The organism is Synechococcus sp. CBW1108, from assembly GCF_015840335.1.
Lineage (GTDB): Bacteria > Cyanobacteriota > Cyanobacteriia > PCC-6307 > Cyanobiaceae > Cyanobium_A.
Map to the genome: position 1 here is coordinate 1,524,905 of NZ_CP060395.1, position 15,382 is coordinate 1,540,286.

The window sequence follows — 15,382 nt, forward strand, 5'->3', positions numbered from 1 at the left end:
CTCGAAGCTCCCATCCTTGAGCCCCTCTTCGCTGCCTGCTCGCTAAGGCTCCTGGTGCGGTGACTTTCAGGAAAGTTGTCACTCCTTGGCTGCCATTCAGGCGGCCTTGATTAAGGGTAGCGCCAGGACCGGATCGGGCTCTTCTGTTGGCTTGTTTATCCACACTTCTGCCGGTTGATTCCAGCAGCGGGTGGCACCGCTCCAGCGCGTTGGATTGGCACGGCGGGCGGCCTCGTAGACATCAGTGCGCTGCTGGCAAATTGCCGCGGCAGCCCCACTGTGGCGCTGGTGGGGCGTCACGAATTTGATCGCGCTGTGGTGGTGCCGGTGGTTGTACCAATCCACAAATGCTGCCACCCATTCACAGGCCTCGCCCTTGCTGGCAAAGGGCCGGCTCGGGTAATCAGGCCGGTATTTGACCGTACGGAACAGGGATTCCGAGTACGGGTTGTCGTTTGAGACCCTTGGCCGGGAGAAGGATCTGAGCACGCCCATCTCCTCGAGCCGTGATTCCAGCGTGGCCCCACGCATTGCATTGCCGTTGTCGGCGTGGAGTATTAGGGGCTGCTGCTGGCACTGGCGGCTGCCAAAGCCGCTGGGGCGGTGGTAGCGCTCCTTGAGGCAGGCCCGCTGCACCAGATCCGCTGCGATCTGGGCCGATTCCACCTCGGCCACATCCCATGCCACCACTTTGCGGCTCCAGACATCGACCACCAAATAGAGGTAGAGCCACACACCTCGCACCGTGGTCGGCAGAAAGGTGATGTCCCAGCTCCAAACCTGGTTCGGGCCATCCGCCCTGAGGCGCGGCACCGAGCGCGGTTCTTGAGGCAGCCTGGCCCTCCCCCGGCGGTGGCACTGACCCGCCTGGTGCAGCACCCGATAGAAGCTGCTCTCTGAAGCAATAAAGAGCTTTTGATCGGACAGTGCCGGCACGATCTGCCCTGGCGGCAGCGCGGCGTACTCCGGCTGGTTGCACGTCAGCAGGATTCGCTGGCGCTCTTCCTCGCTCAGGCGGTGACCCACCAGGCGAGCACTGCCTTTACGGCGATCCACGCCGTCCCCATCACCCAGGAAGGCTTTCCGCCAGCGTTTGAGGGTGCGCAGGCAGATGCCGATCACACCACAGGCCCTCACCAGGCCGGCGCCCGCAGCATTGGCCTCCCCGATCAGCTCGATCACCTTCCGCCGGTGCACGGCGCTGGTCAGCCTTCCGCGTCCTCCGAACAGAAGGCATCCCACTTTTTTTGCAGCACCAGCAAAGCCGCCATCTCCGCCATGGCCTTCTCCTTGCGCTGCAGCTCCTTTTTTAGGGCTTTGATCTCCCGCTGGTCCTGGGCGCGGAGCTTCTCGAGCTCCTTCTGTTCGGCCATCGTCAGCACCGGCTTGGCGTTGGCATCCTGGGCCGCCTGCCGCCAACGGCTCACCTGCTCAGGGAACAGGCCCCGCTCGCGGCAGTAGGCGCTGAGTTCGGTGGCATTGAGCCCGGCGCTTTCCAGCACCACCGTGAACTTGTCGGCGGCGTTCCAGCCCTCTGGTTCCTTCTCGGATGCCGGCACCACCTCTCCCTGCAACCGCCAGGCCTTCCTCCATTTGTAGAGGGTCATCACGTGGATGCCCAGCTCCTCTGAAATCCGGGCAACGCTCTGCCTGTGGGGCGGGTGCATCCGTCTCCTCACATCAGCCTTAACGGCCTCGCTGTATCGGCGCATTGGTCATGTCCTCAAGCCCCCGGATGGATGGATCAAAGGGGTGACATCTTTCCTGAAACCGGGGGGTGCAAGGTGACTGGTCATCCCACCAAGCCCCAGCCGTGGGCATCGAGGATCTCCAACACGGCAGGTTCTGGGGAGATTGCAGGCCAATGCATCAGATCGCCGAGGCATTCCTCCTCCCAGGCATCGGTGCAACGCTCGTAAAGCGCCAGGTTGGTGCCGCGGGGCAACAGGCGCGAGGGATAGAGCAGCCCATCGGGTTCCTCAGCGGCATCGTGCCACCAGCTCGACCAGGCCTGGCACACCGGCAACTGCTCGCGGTTGCTGAGCAGCTGGGCATCCAGGTTCAGGCGGGCCAGGGCCGCCCCCCTGAGATCCAACACCTGCAGATCACGGCGAGCCGTGAGCCTGGCAATGCAGCGCTCCTCCAGTTCCTGGCGGCTGAGGAACTTCACGGCCGCAGGCAGGTGGCTGGCCATCACCTGATGGCCAAAAGTTTCAGCAAAGGCCGTCTCTAGATCGCCCGCCACATAGAGCACGCCAAAGGCGGCATCCGGTGCATTCCAGCGGCCCTGCCCATGGCGTCCCCAGTGCAGCGCACTGGGGTGGCGGCAGCGATGGATCCGAATCCACTGGCTACCGGCAGCAATTCGCAGCAGGCGCAGTCCTTGGGCCTGCTGCGTCGGCGGCAGCGGCAGGCGCACGTCAGCGAGCCAATTGGCAGCCAAACTGGCGTGCCTTACGGCTCACCTCCTCCAGTGCCAGCGGTTCCGCTCTGCACAGCAGAGCGGCCGGGGTGTCGCCCAGCGCAGGGTCAGGGCTCAGCAGAAAGCGCACCTGGGCCGGGCCGCTGTCGGTATCGAGCAGGGGCAACACCGCTTCCAGGGCTGGCCACACCCGCCCGCCCGCCAGGTCGAACTGAAAGGCCGGATACACGGTGTGTTTGCCATGGCGCCAACCGAGCAGCCGCTTGCGATCGCGCCGCTTGCGCACTCCCTCGCCACTCAGCCCGAGCAGCTGCTGCACCTCTGCGGAGCTGAGGCTGCCGCCGCTGGACTTGAGCAGCTGGGCTAGGGCCTGCTCGCCCCGCAGCCGTAGCAGCGCGTGCCGCGGCGGTGGCGTGGGCTCCAAGCGCCAGGCCTCGATCACCAGCTCTGTGAGCAGACTGAGGTCGTCGAGGGTCACGGGAGCCTGCCGATGGCTCATCGCCTGTACAGGCCCTCCCGGCGAGGCCAGTTTGCTGAGTACCAACTGATTCACGCGCAGCAGCAACGCGCTCGCTTGGGGGTCGCCCGCAAGTACAGACGCAGGCCCCGACTCCTGAACAGCCATGACGGCAACCTCGAGCTTGCTGGGCGGGTTGGCTTTGTCAGTATGGCGCACTGATCAGGACAAAGCCAACTGGGTTGGGTTGATGGCCTGGGGTTCGGTGGCACCGGGGTTCGTTCCGGTTGGGCAGCTTTGCGGCTCAGGGGGTAGCCAGCCGCCATGCCAATTTGGGCGCCTCCATGAGTTTGTACAGCTGTACAGACTCCTGCACAGTTGCAAAAACAGAGGGGCCGCCTCAAGTGTTTCCCGCCAGCCAGGCGGCCAGGTCGGCCGGGCCCTGGAAGTCGAGCAGGGCGTCGGCCAATGATTCCAGCTGCTCCAGCGGCAGGGCCTGGATCTGGGCGGTGGTGGCTTCGCTGAGGGGGCAGCAGCGGCGGTTGAGTTGGCGGAGAGTCATCTTGGCGGCTTCGCGGTCTTCGCCCTCCTGGAGTCCCTCTTGTAGCCCCTTCTGGCGGCCTTCTTGGCGGCCTTCGGCAAGCCAGTCCTGTACCGCCCGGGTGTGGCGGATCTCCTCAATGGGGATGCCGGCAATCACCATGATTTGCGCCGCACTGAAGTAAGGAAACCGTTGAGCCAGCGTAGGCAGCACAACCGTGTCCAGATCAGGGCGGCTGGCGAGGATCTGCTGGCTGCTGGCGGGCAGCTCGCTTTCGGGTCTCACCGGCAAGGTGAGCAGGTTCAGCAGCGGATCGAGATCTGGCTGCTGGCTCAGCTTCTCCAGGCTGATCCAGTGCACCTCCTCCAAAACTGCCTGCAGCAGCCGGGGCGGATTGGATGGACCTAGTCTCAGGCGGTGATGGGGCGTAATCACCACCACCTCCAGGTGTTCCACCCTGGGGTGACGCTGCACAAAGAGCAGGCTCTGGGCTGAGAGGCGCCTGTGGAAATCTGAATCCGGGTGCATCTGTACCTCCAGGAGCACCACCGGACACCCTGGGCCAGAGCACGCCATCGAGGCGGCGGCTGAGCTCCTTGATTTCAAGGGCTTGAAAGCGATAGAGCCGATCCCCTGGAGCGGCTGGGTTGAGGCCCAGCGCGTTGGCGGCGGCGGCTGAGCCGGGTAGCAGTGAGCGGATCAGGTCGGGGGCACTCTGGAAGACGCGGTAATACCAGCGGCCGGTATTCACTGGCTGCGGGCGCTTGCTGGCGAAAAGGTAGCCGCGGCCTGGGGTTGGGGCTGCAGCCCGTGCGGGGCCTGGTGGGTTTGGAGCCTCGTTAGCGGCAGGAGGCTGAGGGGTTTGTTCGGGCTGGGGCGCCTGGCGGCTCAGGGGGAAGCCAGCCGCCATGCCAATTTGGGCGCCTCTATGAGTTTGTACAGCTGTACAGACTCCTGCACAGTTGCAAATCAGATGGGCCGCCTCAAGCGTTTCCCGCCAGCCAGGACGCCAGGTCGGCCGGGCCCTGGAAGTCGAGCAGGGCCAGGATCTGGGCGGTGGTGGTTTCGCTCAAGGGGCCGCAGCGGCGGTTGGGTTGGCGGAGCTCCACCTTGGCGGCTTCGCGGGGGATGCTGGCCCCATCTGGGCCTTTAAAGTCAGGGCAGCACCTGGTTGGCGAGCCGTTGCGGGCGTTGATCAGCCGTAAGGATCCGAGCGGCTTCCCGCCTAGCCAAAGCCAGGTAGAGGCAGTCATACACGGGATGGTCGAGATGGCAGGCCAACGCCAGCGCTTCCACCTGCAGCTCACGGTCTGGCTCGAGATGATCCACCAAGCTGCCGCTGCGCTGAAGTTTCCACAGGGCATTGGCCACCTCTGTGAGCATCAGCTCCGGGGCCAGCACCATTGAGGCCTCGGCGAGCTGCTCAGCCCAGCCTGCGGCCGCAGGGTCATGGCAAATCAGCCGCACCACAGCGGAGGCGTCGAGCACCAGTGTGCCTGCCCCTGCTTCAGTGGCCATGGTCAGCGTTCACGATCAGCGCGGATCAGATCTTCCGGTGCCTGCTGCCATGCCAGCGACTCTCGCCCTTGCCAGTGCCGCGCGATGCGCTCCAGGGCCAGCAGGCGCCGCTGGCGGGGATCACCACCCACCAGTGCTTCCAGATCCACCAGGGCCTGCTGGCTGAGGCTGCGCTTGTTCAGGCTGGCTCGCCGCTGCAACAAACGATGCAGGGGGTCTGGCAAGTCGCGGATCTGAAGCGACGGCATCGACACATCCAACGCAGTGGACCAAGTTTAATCCTTAAGCATGCATTTCGCATGCATCGATCATGAGAACGGTCATGCAGGCATCGCGATGATTTGTTCGTTCTGCTGAGCTCCGGAAATCGTTGTACCAACATAGGGAGGACCACCGAATCCTCATCGGAGCGGGCGGCACTGGCAGTGGCAACTCCACCCGCCTGGGGATGCATGGCTCCAGGGTTTGCAGCAGCGGAGCCGGCAACCAACGCTTCAGCTGCGTGTCATCCCGAGGGCGAGGGTGATGAAGTCAAGCTGTTCATCGCGTGGGGCAGCTTGGAGCCCTGCCAGGCCGCGTTCAGCATCATCAGCAGCGCTCAAGGCTTCTCCCTGCTTGAAGCGAGCCGCTGGGTCGTAATCCGCTTGGTGCCGTAGTTCCTGTAATCGCGGGAAGGCCGCAAGAAATTGTGCCAACCCTTGGGAACAACCCTGGAGCTCCGGGCGGCTGCAGGCTTTCTTGGCCGTCAGGTGGTTGAGGTTTCGATGCACCCGCATCCAAGCAGCGGATTTCTGGGTGGCAGCCGTGCTGATGGATCGCCGTAGATCAGCTTGCCGGGGCCGGCGCTGATGCACGTTGGCCAGCTGGCGGGCCGTTGCGATCAGATCACTGGAGAGAGCCACTCACCAGTTCTCCGTGCCCAGGATCCGCTGGTCGTCGTGGAAGTCGTAGCGGAGGTGCGGAAAGCGGCGCTCCCCCATTTTCCAAAGAGCGCGGCTCACGGAGATGGTGCTCTGGCTGAGAATTTCTGGGTCGATGCCAGGCTTCACAAGCCGGAACTTGAGGTGAACGAACAGCACCGGATCGCCATCGTGGTCGAGCCCTGGATTCACCAGCACCCCTTCCAGGCCCTGGCTGCTCAGGAGTTCCTTCAAAACGTCGCGGATCGTTTGCTCAACTTCCGCCGACACCGGATGGTCGAGATCGCGCTCGTAGGTGAAGGCCGTCATGGCGGTTGGGCTGCCAGGAACTATTAAAGAGATCGTAGGCAGGGTTGCGAAGGCTGAGCCGGTCACCGATCGATTCAGCTGTTGGCCGCCAGCCAGGCGGATAGGTCGGCTGGGCCCTGGAAGTCGAGCAGGGCAACTCCTGCGGAGAAGGCTTCGCCTACTTGTGCCACGAGTCAAATGTTCTTTATGAGCACTGACGCAACTACATCGAGGATGGGAGTGTGGCCTCCCGGAGCCGGCCTGCAGGGGCAGGCTCCAAACCACCCCATGCTGCTGTGGTTAAGAGCTGCGGTAGTGAGCGATGGGGAAAAGGCGGCCTCGAGCTGCCAGGTGAGTGATGGGAAGATGAGCAACAGCGAATCGCCGCTGACGCATCGAAAAGTCTTCCAGATGCTGTCAAAACGGGTGCAGGTAGGCGGCACCCGGATCAGTGTGGACGTTACCTGCTTACGGTCCACGCGGCAGCCGGTGTTCAGGCGACATGAGCCCATCACAGGCCTCGATGTGGAACGTGGGAACCTGTCATGGGGTGTAAAGGGAAAGCCACAAGTGGCCACAACCACGAGGGCGAATACCAAGACCCATGCCAGGGGCGGATCAGCCCGTAGTAGTGATGAAGGAGCTGTAATGGCTCTGGAGCAAAGGGGCTGTGTTATCCCGTCCGGATCAACTCAACAACTGCCATTGGCAGGAGGAAGGAGATGAGCCCGGACAAGCCGCTACCGATCACCAAGGCGATGGTCTGGAAGGCCTATCAGCAGGTGAAACGGAACGGGAATGCGGCCGGCGTGGATGGTCAGAGCCTGGATGACTTCGCTAAGGATCTGGAGAACAATCTCTATAGGCTATGGAATCGGATGGCATCCGGGAGTTACTTCCCGCCGCCGGTTCGGCGTGTTGAGATTCCCAAATCCAACGGCGGAGTTCGCCCTCTGGGCATTCCGACGGTGGCTGATCGCATCGCGCAGATGGTGGTCAAGCAGATGCTGGAGCCCCAGTTGGAGCCGATCTTCGATCAGGACTCCTACGGCTACAGACCGGGCAAGTCGGCCCACCAGGCTGTGGAGAGCTGCCGTAAGCGCTGCTGGAAGTACGACTGGGTTGTGGATCTTGATATCAAGGGGTTTTTCGATTCAATCGATCATGACCTCCTGATGCGGGCCATCCAGTTCCATACGTCCGAGCGCTGGGTTGTTCTGTATCTGCGGCGCTGGTTGGAGGCTCCGGTGGAATTGCCGGATGGGTCCCTTCAGCCCCGGACCAGTGGCACGCCTCAAGGTGGTGTCATTAGCCCCCTACTGGCCAATCTGTTTCTGCACTACACGTTCGACAAATGGATGCGGCGGAGTTTTCCCCGCGTCCCGTTTGAGCGTTATGCAGACGATGTGATCTGTCACTGTCACTGCCGAGCTGAGGCTGAACGGCTCATGGATGCCTTGCAGGAGCGATTTACCTCCTGCGGGTTACAGCTGCATCCTGAGAAGACCAAAGTGGTCTATTGCAAGGATAGCAGCCGCCGTGGTCAGTTCGATCAGATCCAGTTCACGTTTCTCGGCTTTTGCTTCCGACCACGTATGGCCAGGAACCGCTATGGGGAGATCTTCACGAGCTTCCTCCCGGCGGTGAGTCCGCAGGCGCTTAAGCGCATGCGAGAGAGGATCAGGAAAATGCATCTGCGTAGGCGGATGTTTTTGCCTTTGGAGGAGATCGCCCGGCTCCTGAATCCGATCCTGCGGGGTTGGATTCAGTATTACGGACGTTTTTATCCAACCGAACTGAGGGCCAAGCTATTTGGCTATCTCAATGAGCACCTAAGCGCATGGCTGCGTCAGAAACACAGCCGGTTGTTGCGGCATGACCGCCGCAGCCGGCAAGTACTGGCGAGGATCGCTCAGGAGAGGCGGGATCTTTTTGCTCACTGGCGTGGTGTTGGTGTTGCGGCTGGATGACAGGAGCCGGATGACGCGAGAGTGTCACGTCCGGATCTGTGGGGGCCTCGGGGGGAAGTTCCCCGGGGCTACCCGGCTTGTGCCACGAGTCAAATGTTCTTTATGAGCACTGACGCAACTACATCGAGGATGGGAGTGTGGCCTCCCGGAGCCGGCCTGCAGGGGCAGGCTCCAAACCACCCCATGCTGCTGTGGTTAAGAGCTGCGGTAGTGAGCGATGGGGAAAAGGCGGCCTCGAGCTGCCAGGTGAGTGATGGGAAGATGAGCAACAGCGAATCGCCGCTGACGCATCGAAAAGTCTTCCAGATGCTGTCAAAACGGGTGCAGGTAGGCGGCACCCGGATCAGTGTGGACGTTACCTGCTTACGGTCCACGCGGCAGCCGGTGTTCAGGCGACATGAGCCCATCACAGGCCTCGATGTGGAACGTGGGAACCTGTCATGGGGTGTAAAGGGAAAGCCACAAGTGGCCACAACCACGAGGGCGAATACCAAGACCCATGCCAGGGGCGGATCAGCCCGTAGTAGTGATGAAGGAGCTGTAATGGCTCTGGAGCAAAGGGGCTGTGTTATCCCGTCCGGATCAACTCAACAACTGCCATTGGCAGGAGGAAGGAGATGAGCCCGGACAAGCCGCTACCGATCACCAAGGCGATGGTCTGGAAGGCCTATCAGCAGGTGAAACGGAACGGGAATGCGGCCGGCGTGGATGGTCAGAGCCTGGATGACTTCGCTAAGGATCTGGAGAACAATCTCTATAGGCTATGGAATCGGATGGCATCCGGGAGTTACTTCCCGCCGCCGGTTCGGCGTGTTGAGATTCCCAAATCCAACGGCGGAGTTCGCCCTCTGGGCATTCCGACGGTGGCTGATCGCATCGCGCAGATGGTGGTCAAGCAGATGCTGGAGCCCCAGTTGGAGCCGATCTTCGATCAGGACTCCTACGGCTACAGACCGGGCAAGTCGGCCCACCAGGCTGTGGAGAGCTGCCGTAAGCGCTGCTGGAAGTACGACTGGGTTGTGGATCTTGATATCAAGGGGTTTTTCGATTCAATCGATCATGACCTCCTGATGCGGGCCATCCAGTTCCATACGTCCGAGCGCTGGGTTGTTCTGTATCTGCGGCGCTGGTTGGAGGCTCCGGTGGAATTGCCGGATGGGTCCCTTCAGCCCCGGACCAGTGGCACGCCTCAAGGTGGTGTCATTAGCCCCCTACTGGCCAATCTGTTTCTGCACTACACGTTCGACAAATGGATGCGGCGGAGTTTTCCCCGCGTCCCGTTTGAGCGTTATGCAGACGATGTGATCTGTCACTGTCACTGCCGAGCTGAGGCTGAACGGCTCATGGATGCCTTGCAGGAGCGATTTACCTCCTGCGGGTTACAGCTGCATCCTGAGAAGACCAAAGTGGTCTATTGCAAGGATAGCAGCCGCCGTGGTCAGTTCGATCAGATCCAGTTCACGTTTCTCGGCTTTTGCTTCCGACCACGTATGGCCAGGAACCGCTATGGGGAGATCTTCACGAGCTTCCTCCCGGCGGTGAGTCCGCAGGCGCTTAAGCGCATGCGAGAGAGGATCAGGAAAATGCATCTGCGTAGGCGGATGTTTTTGCCTTTGGAGGAGATCGCCCGGCTCCTGAATCCGATCCTGCGGGGTTGGATTCAGTATTACGGACGTTTTTATCCAACCGAACTGAGGGCCAAGCTATTTGGCTATCTCAATGAGCACCTAAGCGCATGGCTGCGTCAGAAACACAGCCGGTTGTTGCGGCATGACCGCCGCAGCCGGCAAGTACTGGCGAGGATCGCTCAGGAGAGGCGGGATCTTTTTGCTCACTGGCGTGGTGTTGGTGTTGCGGCTGGATGACAGGAGCCGGATGACGCGAGAGTGTCACGTCCGGATCTGTGGGGGCCTCGGGGGGAAGTTCCCCGGGGCTACCCGGCTGCCAGGGCTTCCAACTGCTCCACTGGTAGGGCCCGGATCTGGGCGGTGGTGGCTTCGCTCAAGGGGCCGCAGCGGCGGTTGAGTTAGCGGATGGTCATCTTGGCGGCTTCGCGGGCTTTGCCCAGCCCGAAAATCTCTCGGTAGGCGACGCTCTGGGTGAAGTCTTCAACGGTGAGGCCAGTCATGGTGCAGATCTCCTGCAGGGGGCGATCGTTGAACCGTTTCAACAGAAAGGTGGGGATCAGCGTGAGCAGCTCAGCACTGTCCACGCTTGGACTGGCTGCTTCCGAGCGCACCAGCAGTGCCAGCAGGCGATGGAATTTGGATGCCCCCGCCCGCCAGCGCTCTGGCAGCAGCTCTACCCACTGCACCCGGCAAGCCAGAAATTCGGCCACCACCTGCCAGGCGTAGATGCTGGGCTCTTGCTGCAGAAGCCGCGCTGATTCGGCATAAAGGCGCCGGAGAAAACCGGGATCCGGCCCCATCTGGGCTTCCAGGATCAGGGCTGGCAGCTCGGGGCGCTCTTTTAATGCAGGTGCTGAAAACCGGTAGCCACCGGCATCAGCGAGCCGTGCATCCAGTAGAAGAGCTTGTCGGAGAGCACCCGCTCGTTTGGGCTGCAGCTCGTGCAGGGCTTGGAGGGATTGGGACCTCTTTGGGGGTTGGAGGCAGAGCGGTTTGTTCGGGCTGGGCAGCCTGGCGGCTCAGGGGGAAGTCCCACCAATGCATATAGGCCTTGTTATGTAGCGTCAGATCGTCAGATCTCTGATGATCTTTTTAGCAAGAATTTCGTTGATCTCGCGATGCCTCGGCACAGGCTGGGTGCGCCCAGTTTGGGGTTGGTGAAAGATGTCGTGTCGCGCTCCATGGCGCAGGAGAACACATCCGGCTTGCTCTAGCTCTCTGATCAGATCGGACCGCTTCAAGCGACAACAAGCTCACCAACCTTGCGAATTCCGGGCAAGTCATCTTTAGAGAATTCGTGATACAAGTCAAGCAGTTGATCTTTCAAGTCCTCGAGATCATCACCCTGCGTCCAATGGGCAGGGTAAGCATTTAGGTAGCCGAGGAAGCGGCCATCTGATTCGCGCCAGTAAGTAAACGATTCGCTTGCGGGCTTGCTTTCAGAACTGCTTTGTGAATTGTTGTTGGCAGGCGTCATCATGCTCTGAAGCTCCTTTTATTACTGAATTGTAGCCCCAGGAAAACTTGGCTGCACTGCCCATTGGGGCGTTCGGACTGGGCGCCTGGTGGCTCAGGTATTGGTGGCCAGCCAGGCCGCCAGGTCTGCCGGGCCCTGGAAGTCGAGCAGGGCGTCCGCCAGGGCTTCCAGCTTCTCCACTGGAAGGGCCTGGATCTGGGCGATGGTGGCTTCGCTCAAGGGGCCGCAGCGGCGGTTGAGTTGGCGGAGAGTCATCTTGGCGGCTTCGCGGGCTTCGCCCTCCTGGAGCCCCTCTTGGCGGCCTTTGGCTTCGCCCTCCTGGCGACCCTTAGCAAGCCAGTCCTGTACCGCCCGGGTGTGGCGGATCTCCTCAATGGGAATGCCGGCAATCACCATGATTTGCTCCGCACTGAAGTAAGGAAACCGTTGAACCAGCATAGGCAGCACAACCGTGTCCAGATCAGGGCGGCTGGCCAGGATCTGCTGCCTGCTGGGGGCTCAGCTGCGTTGCACCAGCTCGGCATCCGCGAGGCAACCAAGGGAAGCCGCTGCCTTGGCCAATTGTTTGTCTGCTGTGATTAAAAGTGCGTCATGTTTGAGCGCCAGAGCAAGGAAACTAGCGTCATACACACTTAGAGAAAGGGCTATAGCCTGCTCCAGCGCTGCTAAAGCCAGTTCGCTGGCGCTGGTGGGCCGAAGCGGCAGCTGCAGCAGATCCGCAAGCAGAGCACGGCATTCATCCAAGCTGAGTAGCTGGCGCTGCACCTGTTTCAACAGCACAGAAGCGCACTCAAGCAGGCAGAGATCGGGAATCAACAGCAAGGCATCGCCACTGCACCCCCGTTGCATGGCGAGCTCCAATGAGGGGGGCAATGGTCCATCGGCCAGATAAAACCTCAGCAGGGCAGAGGTATCCAGTACAAAAGCGTCGGGTTGGATCTGTGCTGAGGCTGTCTGAGCTGATGCCGTCATCGCTTCAGCGGCTGCGGTCGGCCTGAATGTCGGCAGCTAGATCTGGGAAATGGCGCCCAGCCAGCAGCGAACGCCATCGCCGGGCCCGCTCCACCCCACCCACCTGGGCGTAGCGCACCTCCCGTTCAATGAGGAGCCGCACCTGCTCCTGCATGCTGCGGTGGTTGTTGGTGGCGAGCTGCCGCAGGCCCTCATAGGTCTGCTCCGACAACCCTCGCAAGCTGAGTGATGGCATTTTACTTCGCTCCAACTGATCTCATTATGCCATCGCCAACTGCATGGTGAAGTTGGAGCTCCGTTGGCGGGGGTGAACAGAAACTCGCAGTACAGGCTGTAAAGAAGGCCGGACGGTGCTTTCAGGAGTGGGCGGCCAGTCAGGCGGCTTTCGGGGGTGTAGATGCGGATGGGGAGGGGGCTGCTGACACCAGATGTGTCGTGCTCCTGTCATGGCCTGGGCAACCATCAAGTCTTGGCCCAGCCGCTGATCCAACTGGAAGGCCAGTCGCCACCAAACTCGGGGCATGATTTGCTCCGCACTGAAGTCCGGGGGGAAACCGTTGAGCCACCATAGGGAGCACAATCGTTTTCAGATCAGGGCGGCTGGCCACAATCTGCCGACTGCTGGCGGCCAGCTCGCTTTCGGGACGCACCGGCAGTGTGAGCAAGTTGAGCAGGGGGTCGAGCTCTGGCTGCTTGCTCAGCTCCCCCAGGCTGATCCAGTGCACCTCCCCCAGAAACACCCGCAGGTGGCGTGATCACCACCACTTCCAGATGCTCCACCTGTGGGTGCTTCTGAAGAAACCGACAGCTCTGCGCCGCCAGGCGGCGCTGGAAGCCTTGATCTGGGTGCATCTGCACTTTCAGCAGCACCACCGGAAACTCCGGGCTGCCGGTTTCGGCGCAGCCCGTGGTTTGGCGCGGCCACAAAACACCATCGAGGCCCAGCGCGTTGGCGGCGGCCGCTGAGCCCGGCAGCAGCTCACGGATCAGGTCGGGGGCACTTTGGAAGACGCGGTAATACCAGTGCTCGGTGTTCACTGGCTGCGGGCGCTTGCTGGCGAAAAGGTAGACGCGGCTTGGGGTTGGGGCTGCAGCCCGTGAGGGGCTTGGTGGGTTTGGAGCCTCGTTAGCGGCAGGAGGCTGAGCGGTTTGTTCGGGCTGGGGCGCCTGGCGGCTCAGGGGGTAGTCCTTCTGATGCACTCAAAGAAGAATCACAGGCTCACCGACTGCAGCTAGAAGACGCGCGGCCTCCTGGTCGAAGGTCACCAGTTGTTCGCTGCCTAGTTGGCGGCCTCCATAGGCAATCACTCCATCAGCGAAGTCACCACCGGCGGCCAGGAGCTGCAGCCCGATGCCCACAGCTGAGCGATCCACCCGCCGCAGCACCCACACCAGTTCGCACAGCACCGGCAGTGGAACAGCCACCAACTCTGCCTGCACCAGCACGTTGGTGTCGGCGGTGATCTTCACAGGCTTGCGCTTCCTGATTTGCGCTCGCTGCTGGACAGCGCGGCCCAACCAGCCTCCATGGCCTCGTGCATCTCCTGCAAGCTGGCTCGATGCTTGCTGCGCCCGGCCAGTAGCCCGATGAAACCGTTGATCGTGCCGGTGGCCTGTTCGGCATGGAGCTCGAGCCGCCCACCGGGCAGCACCTCCACGTCAATCCGCTGGCCGGGCTCAACGCCGAGATGGGCAAGCAGCTCCTTGCGCAAGGTCACCTGGCCCTTGGTGGTGACCGTGAGGGTTGCACTGCCTGAACGTGCCGGTGGTAACCGCATGGCCGAAGCAGGAGCTGAGCCCAGTGTAAGGCGGTTCCGCCTTGTGCGACCAGCTCCAGCGACAAGGGCCGGTTCGCCTTCCTGGCGCCCCTCCGCAAGCCCGTCCTGCACCGCCCTGGTAAGAAAGATTTCTTCTCAGAGAATGCGGGCGATCTCCATGATTTGCTGCTCGGTGAGTTCAGGAAAACGTTGCACCAGATAGGCGGTACACCAGATAAGCGGTACACCAGATAAGCGGTAAAACCTTGTCTAGATCATGGCCGCACTGGCAGTATGAGCAGGTTCAGCAGGGGGTCGAGATCTGGCTGGCTCATATCCTCCAGGCTGATCCAGTGCACCTCCCCCAGAAACACCCGCAGGTGGCGTGATCACCACCACTTCCAGATGCGCCGCCAGGCGGGGCTTGATGCATCTGGAACCCCATTGGCGGTTGGAGGCAGAGCGGTTTGTTCGGGCTGGGGCGCCTGGCGGCTCAGGGGGAAGCCAGCCGCCATGCCAATTTGGGCGCCTCCTTGAGTTTGTACAGCTGTACAGACTCCTGCTCAGTTGCAAAACAGAGGGGTCGTCTCAAGTGTTTCCCGCCAGCCAGGAGCTCAGGTCGGCCGGGCCTTGGAAGTCGAGCAGGTCCAGGATCTGGGCGGCGGTGGTTTCGCTCAAGGGGCCGCAGTGGCGGTTGGGTTGGCAGAGGGTGACCTTGGCGGCTTCGCGGGGGATGCCGGAATCACTCACCACCGCACTGGCAGCGTGAGCAGCACCAAATCAGAACATCTAGTCAGAAATTCGCCTTAAGAGGGTAACGACCGGGGTGACGGATTGATTCTAACGAAAGATCAACGTCAAGATCAGGCCAGTGAAGATGTGAACTAGATGGCCGAACCACATTCAGAGCCTGATCGATCGTCGCCGATCTGAACCAAGGGAATTCAGAAAAGGGTAATGCCAGCTCTTCGTCGTCAACCAAAACCCAGAGGCAATGCCCTGAGATGTTGGTGACCTCAGCGTCCAAAGCGATCGTTCCAGGCATTGATAATCTCCTGTTGACGAGACTTAACAAGGCGTTCGGCTTGGCCGAGCTTCGTTGCAGAGAGGCCGATGTTTCGAGCAAGCTCAATAGAGGGGGCAAGCTAGAACTTCGCCTTGCCGTCGGGGTGGCTGACATGAACGTGTATCCGACTTTCCTCCCGAGAGAAGAAGTAAAAACGGAATTCACCCTCACGAAAGACGGTGGGTGACAAGCGCCCTCCTCTTAAGCCACATCATCATAGTCATTATGATCCACACTCCCCGGGGGTGCTGGATGGGTTGGTGTGCGCTATCTCGGCCTCAGGCATCGTGTTCCTTCCTCGTCTTCATTCCTCGTCCAGTGATCAGCACCGTTTCAGTCACAACCGCTCCGGATGCGGCACGAAAC

22 protein-coding genes and 3 pseudogenes are annotated in these 15,382 nt (G+C 61.4%); 2 read left to right on the forward strand and 23 right to left on the reverse strand.

Annotated elements, in window-relative coordinates; all coding sequences use genetic code 11:
• Positions 1 to 96 precede the first annotated feature (96 nt).
• The 11 genes and pseudogenes from H8F27_RS08155 to H8F27_RS17580 form a co-directional block, all read right to left on the reverse strand.
• Positions 97 to 1,712 (reverse strand): annotated as a pseudogene (locus H8F27_RS08155) (IS3 family transposase).
• A gap of 80 nt (positions 1,713 to 1,792) precedes the next feature.
• The gene (locus H8F27_RS08160) at positions 1,793 to 2,419 is read right to left on the reverse strand and encodes an RES family NAD+ phosphorylase (protein ID WP_197153051.1); all 627 of its coding nucleotides are present in this window, start codon (positions 2,417 to 2,419) and stop codon (positions 1,793 to 1,795) included.
• 1 nt (position 2,420) lies between these two features.
• Positions 2,421 to 2,921 (reverse strand): hypothetical protein, encoded by a 501-nt coding sequence (locus tag H8F27_RS08165; RefSeq protein ID WP_197153053.1) that lies wholly within the window; start codon positions 2,919 to 2,921, stop codon positions 2,421 to 2,423.
• Between the two features lie 358 nt (positions 2,922 to 3,279).
• Positions 3,280 to 3,996: a DUF4351 domain-containing protein gene (locus H8F27_RS18020; RefSeq protein WP_255517754.1), complete on the reverse strand. Its 717-nt coding sequence runs from the start codon at positions 3,994 to 3,996 to the stop codon at positions 3,280 to 3,282.
• Positions 3,989 to 4,330: pseudogene (locus tag H8F27_RS18270) on the reverse strand (hypothetical protein); the annotation flags it as partial. The pseudogene H8F27_RS18270 and the gene H8F27_RS18020, both read right to left, overlap by 8 nt.
• A gap of 73 nt (positions 4,331 to 4,403) precedes the next feature.
• Positions 4,404 to 4,529 carry a DUF4351 domain-containing protein gene (locus tag H8F27_RS17575; protein WP_231596604.1) on the reverse strand — a complete coding sequence of 42 codons (126 nt, stop codon included), beginning with the start codon at positions 4,527 to 4,529 and terminating at the stop codon, positions 4,404 to 4,406.
• A 46-nt stretch (positions 4,530 to 4,575) separates the two neighbouring features.
• Positions 4,576 to 4,938 carry a type II toxin-antitoxin system VapC family toxin gene (locus H8F27_RS08175; RefSeq protein ID WP_197153057.1) on the reverse strand — a complete coding sequence of 121 codons (363 nt, stop codon included), beginning with the start codon at positions 4,936 to 4,938 and terminating at the stop codon, positions 4,576 to 4,578.
• Positions 4,939 to 4,940: 2 nt separating this feature from the next.
• Positions 4,941 to 5,186, reverse strand: coding sequence for a hypothetical protein (locus H8F27_RS08180; protein ID WP_197153045.1), 246 nt, complete (start codon positions 5,184 to 5,186; stop codon positions 4,941 to 4,943).
• A gap of 246 nt (positions 5,187 to 5,432) precedes the next feature.
• Positions 5,433 to 5,840 carry a hypothetical protein gene (locus tag H8F27_RS08185; protein ID WP_197153059.1) on the reverse strand — a complete coding sequence of 136 codons (408 nt, stop codon included), beginning with the start codon at positions 5,838 to 5,840 and terminating at the stop codon, positions 5,433 to 5,435.
• On the reverse strand, positions 5,841 to 6,167 hold the full coding sequence (locus H8F27_RS08190) for a hypothetical protein (protein ID WP_197153061.1): 327 nt from the start codon (positions 6,165 to 6,167) through the stop codon (positions 5,841 to 5,843).
• 74 nt (positions 6,168 to 6,241) lie between these two features.
• Complete coding sequence (locus tag H8F27_RS17580) at positions 6,242 to 6,337, reverse strand: DUF4351 domain-containing protein (protein ID WP_231596605.1); 96 nt, start codon at positions 6,335 to 6,337, stop codon at positions 6,242 to 6,244.
• Positions 6,338 to 6,868: 531 nt separating this feature from the next.
• Here H8F27_RS17580 and ltrA (H8F27_RS08195) point away from each other — a divergent pair.
• Together ltrA (H8F27_RS08195) and ltrA (H8F27_RS08200) are read left to right on the forward strand one after the other, a co-directional pair.
• A complete protein-coding gene (gene ltrA, locus H8F27_RS08195) occupies positions 6,869 to 8,116 on the forward strand; it encodes a group II intron reverse transcriptase/maturase (protein WP_197153040.1) in 1,248 nt (415 codons plus the stop codon).
• 617 nt (positions 8,117 to 8,733) lie between these two features.
• Entirely contained in the window at positions 8,734 to 9,981 is a 1,248-nt protein-coding gene (ltrA, locus tag H8F27_RS08200) for a group II intron reverse transcriptase/maturase (RefSeq protein ID WP_197153040.1), read from the forward strand.
• 68 nt (positions 9,982 to 10,049) lie between these two features.
• Here the strand turns inward: ltrA (H8F27_RS08200) and H8F27_RS18275 are convergent.
• The 12 genes and pseudogenes from H8F27_RS18275 to H8F27_RS08260 form a co-directional block, all read right to left on the reverse strand.
• A pseudogene (locus H8F27_RS18275) lies at positions 10,050 to 10,130 on the reverse strand (hypothetical protein); the annotation flags it as partial.
• A 12-nt stretch (positions 10,131 to 10,142) separates the two neighbouring features.
• On the reverse strand, positions 10,143 to 10,544 hold the full coding sequence (locus H8F27_RS08210) for a hypothetical protein (RefSeq protein WP_197153062.1): 402 nt from the start codon (positions 10,542 to 10,544) through the stop codon (positions 10,143 to 10,145).
• Between the two features lie 264 nt (positions 10,545 to 10,808).
• Positions 10,809 to 10,985: a type II toxin-antitoxin system HicA family toxin gene (locus H8F27_RS08215; protein WP_197153064.1), complete on the reverse strand. Its 177-nt coding sequence runs from the start codon at positions 10,983 to 10,985 to the stop codon at positions 10,809 to 10,811.
• On the reverse strand, positions 10,982 to 11,221 hold the full coding sequence (locus H8F27_RS08220) for a type II toxin-antitoxin system HicB family antitoxin (RefSeq protein WP_197153065.1): 240 nt from the start codon (positions 11,219 to 11,221) through the stop codon (positions 10,982 to 10,984). Before H8F27_RS08220 ends, H8F27_RS08215 begins: the two co-directional genes overlap by 4 nt.
• Before the next feature lie 93 nt (positions 11,222 to 11,314).
• A complete protein-coding gene (locus H8F27_RS08225) occupies positions 11,315 to 11,659 on the reverse strand; it encodes a DUF4351 domain-containing protein (protein WP_231596606.1) in 345 nt (114 codons plus the stop codon).
• A gap of 60 nt (positions 11,660 to 11,719) precedes the next feature.
• Complete coding sequence (locus H8F27_RS08230) at positions 11,720 to 12,193, reverse strand: type II toxin-antitoxin system VapC family toxin (protein ID WP_197153069.1); 474 nt, start codon at positions 12,191 to 12,193, stop codon at positions 11,720 to 11,722.
• Between the two features lie 4 nt (positions 12,194 to 12,197).
• Positions 12,198 to 12,428 carry a hypothetical protein gene (locus H8F27_RS08235; RefSeq protein ID WP_197153071.1) on the reverse strand — a complete coding sequence of 77 codons (231 nt, stop codon included), beginning with the start codon at positions 12,426 to 12,428 and terminating at the stop codon, positions 12,198 to 12,200.
• A 356-nt stretch (positions 12,429 to 12,784) separates the two neighbouring features.
• Positions 12,785 to 13,393 carry a DUF2887 domain-containing protein gene (locus tag H8F27_RS18280; protein WP_370594482.1) on the reverse strand — a complete coding sequence of 203 codons (609 nt, stop codon included), beginning with the start codon at positions 13,391 to 13,393 and terminating at the stop codon, positions 12,785 to 12,787.
• Positions 13,394 to 13,663 carry a hypothetical protein gene (locus H8F27_RS08245; RefSeq protein WP_197153075.1) on the reverse strand — a complete coding sequence of 90 codons (270 nt, stop codon included), beginning with the start codon at positions 13,661 to 13,663 and terminating at the stop codon, positions 13,394 to 13,396. It lies immediately after the preceding gene.
• Positions 13,660 to 13,971: an AbrB/MazE/SpoVT family DNA-binding domain-containing protein gene (locus H8F27_RS08250; protein WP_197153077.1), complete on the reverse strand. Its 312-nt coding sequence runs from the start codon at positions 13,969 to 13,971 to the stop codon at positions 13,660 to 13,662. Before H8F27_RS08250 ends, H8F27_RS08245 begins: the two co-directional genes overlap by 4 nt.
• 567 nt (positions 13,972 to 14,538) lie before the next feature.
• Positions 14,539 to 14,700 carry a hypothetical protein gene (locus H8F27_RS08255; protein WP_197153079.1) on the reverse strand — a complete coding sequence of 54 codons (162 nt, stop codon included), beginning with the start codon at positions 14,698 to 14,700 and terminating at the stop codon, positions 14,539 to 14,541.
• 43 nt (positions 14,701 to 14,743) lie between these two features.
• A complete protein-coding gene (locus H8F27_RS08260) occupies positions 14,744 to 15,130 on the reverse strand; it encodes a DUF2442 domain-containing protein (RefSeq protein ID WP_370594502.1) in 387 nt (128 codons plus the stop codon).
• Positions 15,131 to 15,382: the final 252 nt, after the last annotated feature.

What these genes read in the sequence shown, in the direction of transcription:
- ltrA (WP_197153040.1), top strand. Translation starts at nt 8,734, where the DNA reads ATGAGCCCGGACAAGCCGCTACCGATCACCAAGGCGATGGTCTGGAAG.
- H8F27_RS08190 (WP_197153061.1), bottom strand. Translation starts at nt 6,167, where the DNA reads ATGACGGCCTTCACCTACGAGCGCGATCTCGACCATCCGGTGTCGGCG.
- H8F27_RS08235 (WP_197153071.1), bottom strand. Translation starts at nt 12,428, where the DNA reads ATGCCATCACTCAGCTTGCGAGGGTTGTCGGAGCAGACCTATGAGGGC.
- H8F27_RS08165 (WP_197153053.1), bottom strand. Translation starts at nt 2,921, where the DNA reads ATGAGCCATCGGCAGGCTCCCGTGACCCTCGACGACCTCAGTCTGCTC.
- H8F27_RS08175 (WP_197153057.1), bottom strand. Translation starts at nt 4,938, where the DNA reads ATGGCCACTGAAGCAGGGGCAGGCACACTGGTGCTCGACGCCTCCGCT.
- H8F27_RS08220 (WP_197153065.1), bottom strand. Translation starts at nt 11,221, where the DNA reads ATGACGCCTGCCAACAACAATTCACAAAGCAGTTCTGAAAGCAAGCCC.
- H8F27_RS08225 (WP_231596606.1), bottom strand. Translation starts at nt 11,659, where the DNA reads ATGCTGGTTCAACGGTTTCCTTACTTCAGTGCGGAGCAAATCATGGTG.
- H8F27_RS08180 (WP_197153045.1), bottom strand. Translation starts at nt 5,186, where the DNA reads ATGCCGTCGCTTCAGATCCGCGACTTGCCAGACCCCCTGCATCGTTTG.
- H8F27_RS08230 (WP_197153069.1), bottom strand. Translation starts at nt 12,193, where the DNA reads ATGACGGCATCAGCTCAGACAGCCTCAGCACAGATCCAACCCGACGCT.
- H8F27_RS18020 (WP_255517754.1), bottom strand. Translation starts at nt 3,996, where the DNA reads ATGGCGTGCTCTGGCCCAGGGTGTCCGGTGGTGCTCCTGGAGGTACAG.
- ltrA (WP_197153040.1), top strand. Translation starts at nt 6,869, where the DNA reads ATGAGCCCGGACAAGCCGCTACCGATCACCAAGGCGATGGTCTGGAAG.
- H8F27_RS08210 (WP_197153062.1), bottom strand. Translation starts at nt 10,544, where the DNA reads ATGGGGCCGGATCCCGGTTTTCTCCGGCGCCTTTATGCCGAATCAGCG.
- H8F27_RS08260 (WP_370594502.1), bottom strand. Translation starts at nt 15,130, where the DNA reads ATGTCAGCCACCCCGACGGCAAGGCGAAGTTCTAGCTTGCCCCCTCTA.
- H8F27_RS08250 (WP_197153077.1), bottom strand. Translation starts at nt 13,971, where the DNA reads ATGCGGTTACCACCGGCACGTTCAGGCAGTGCAACCCTCACGGTCACC.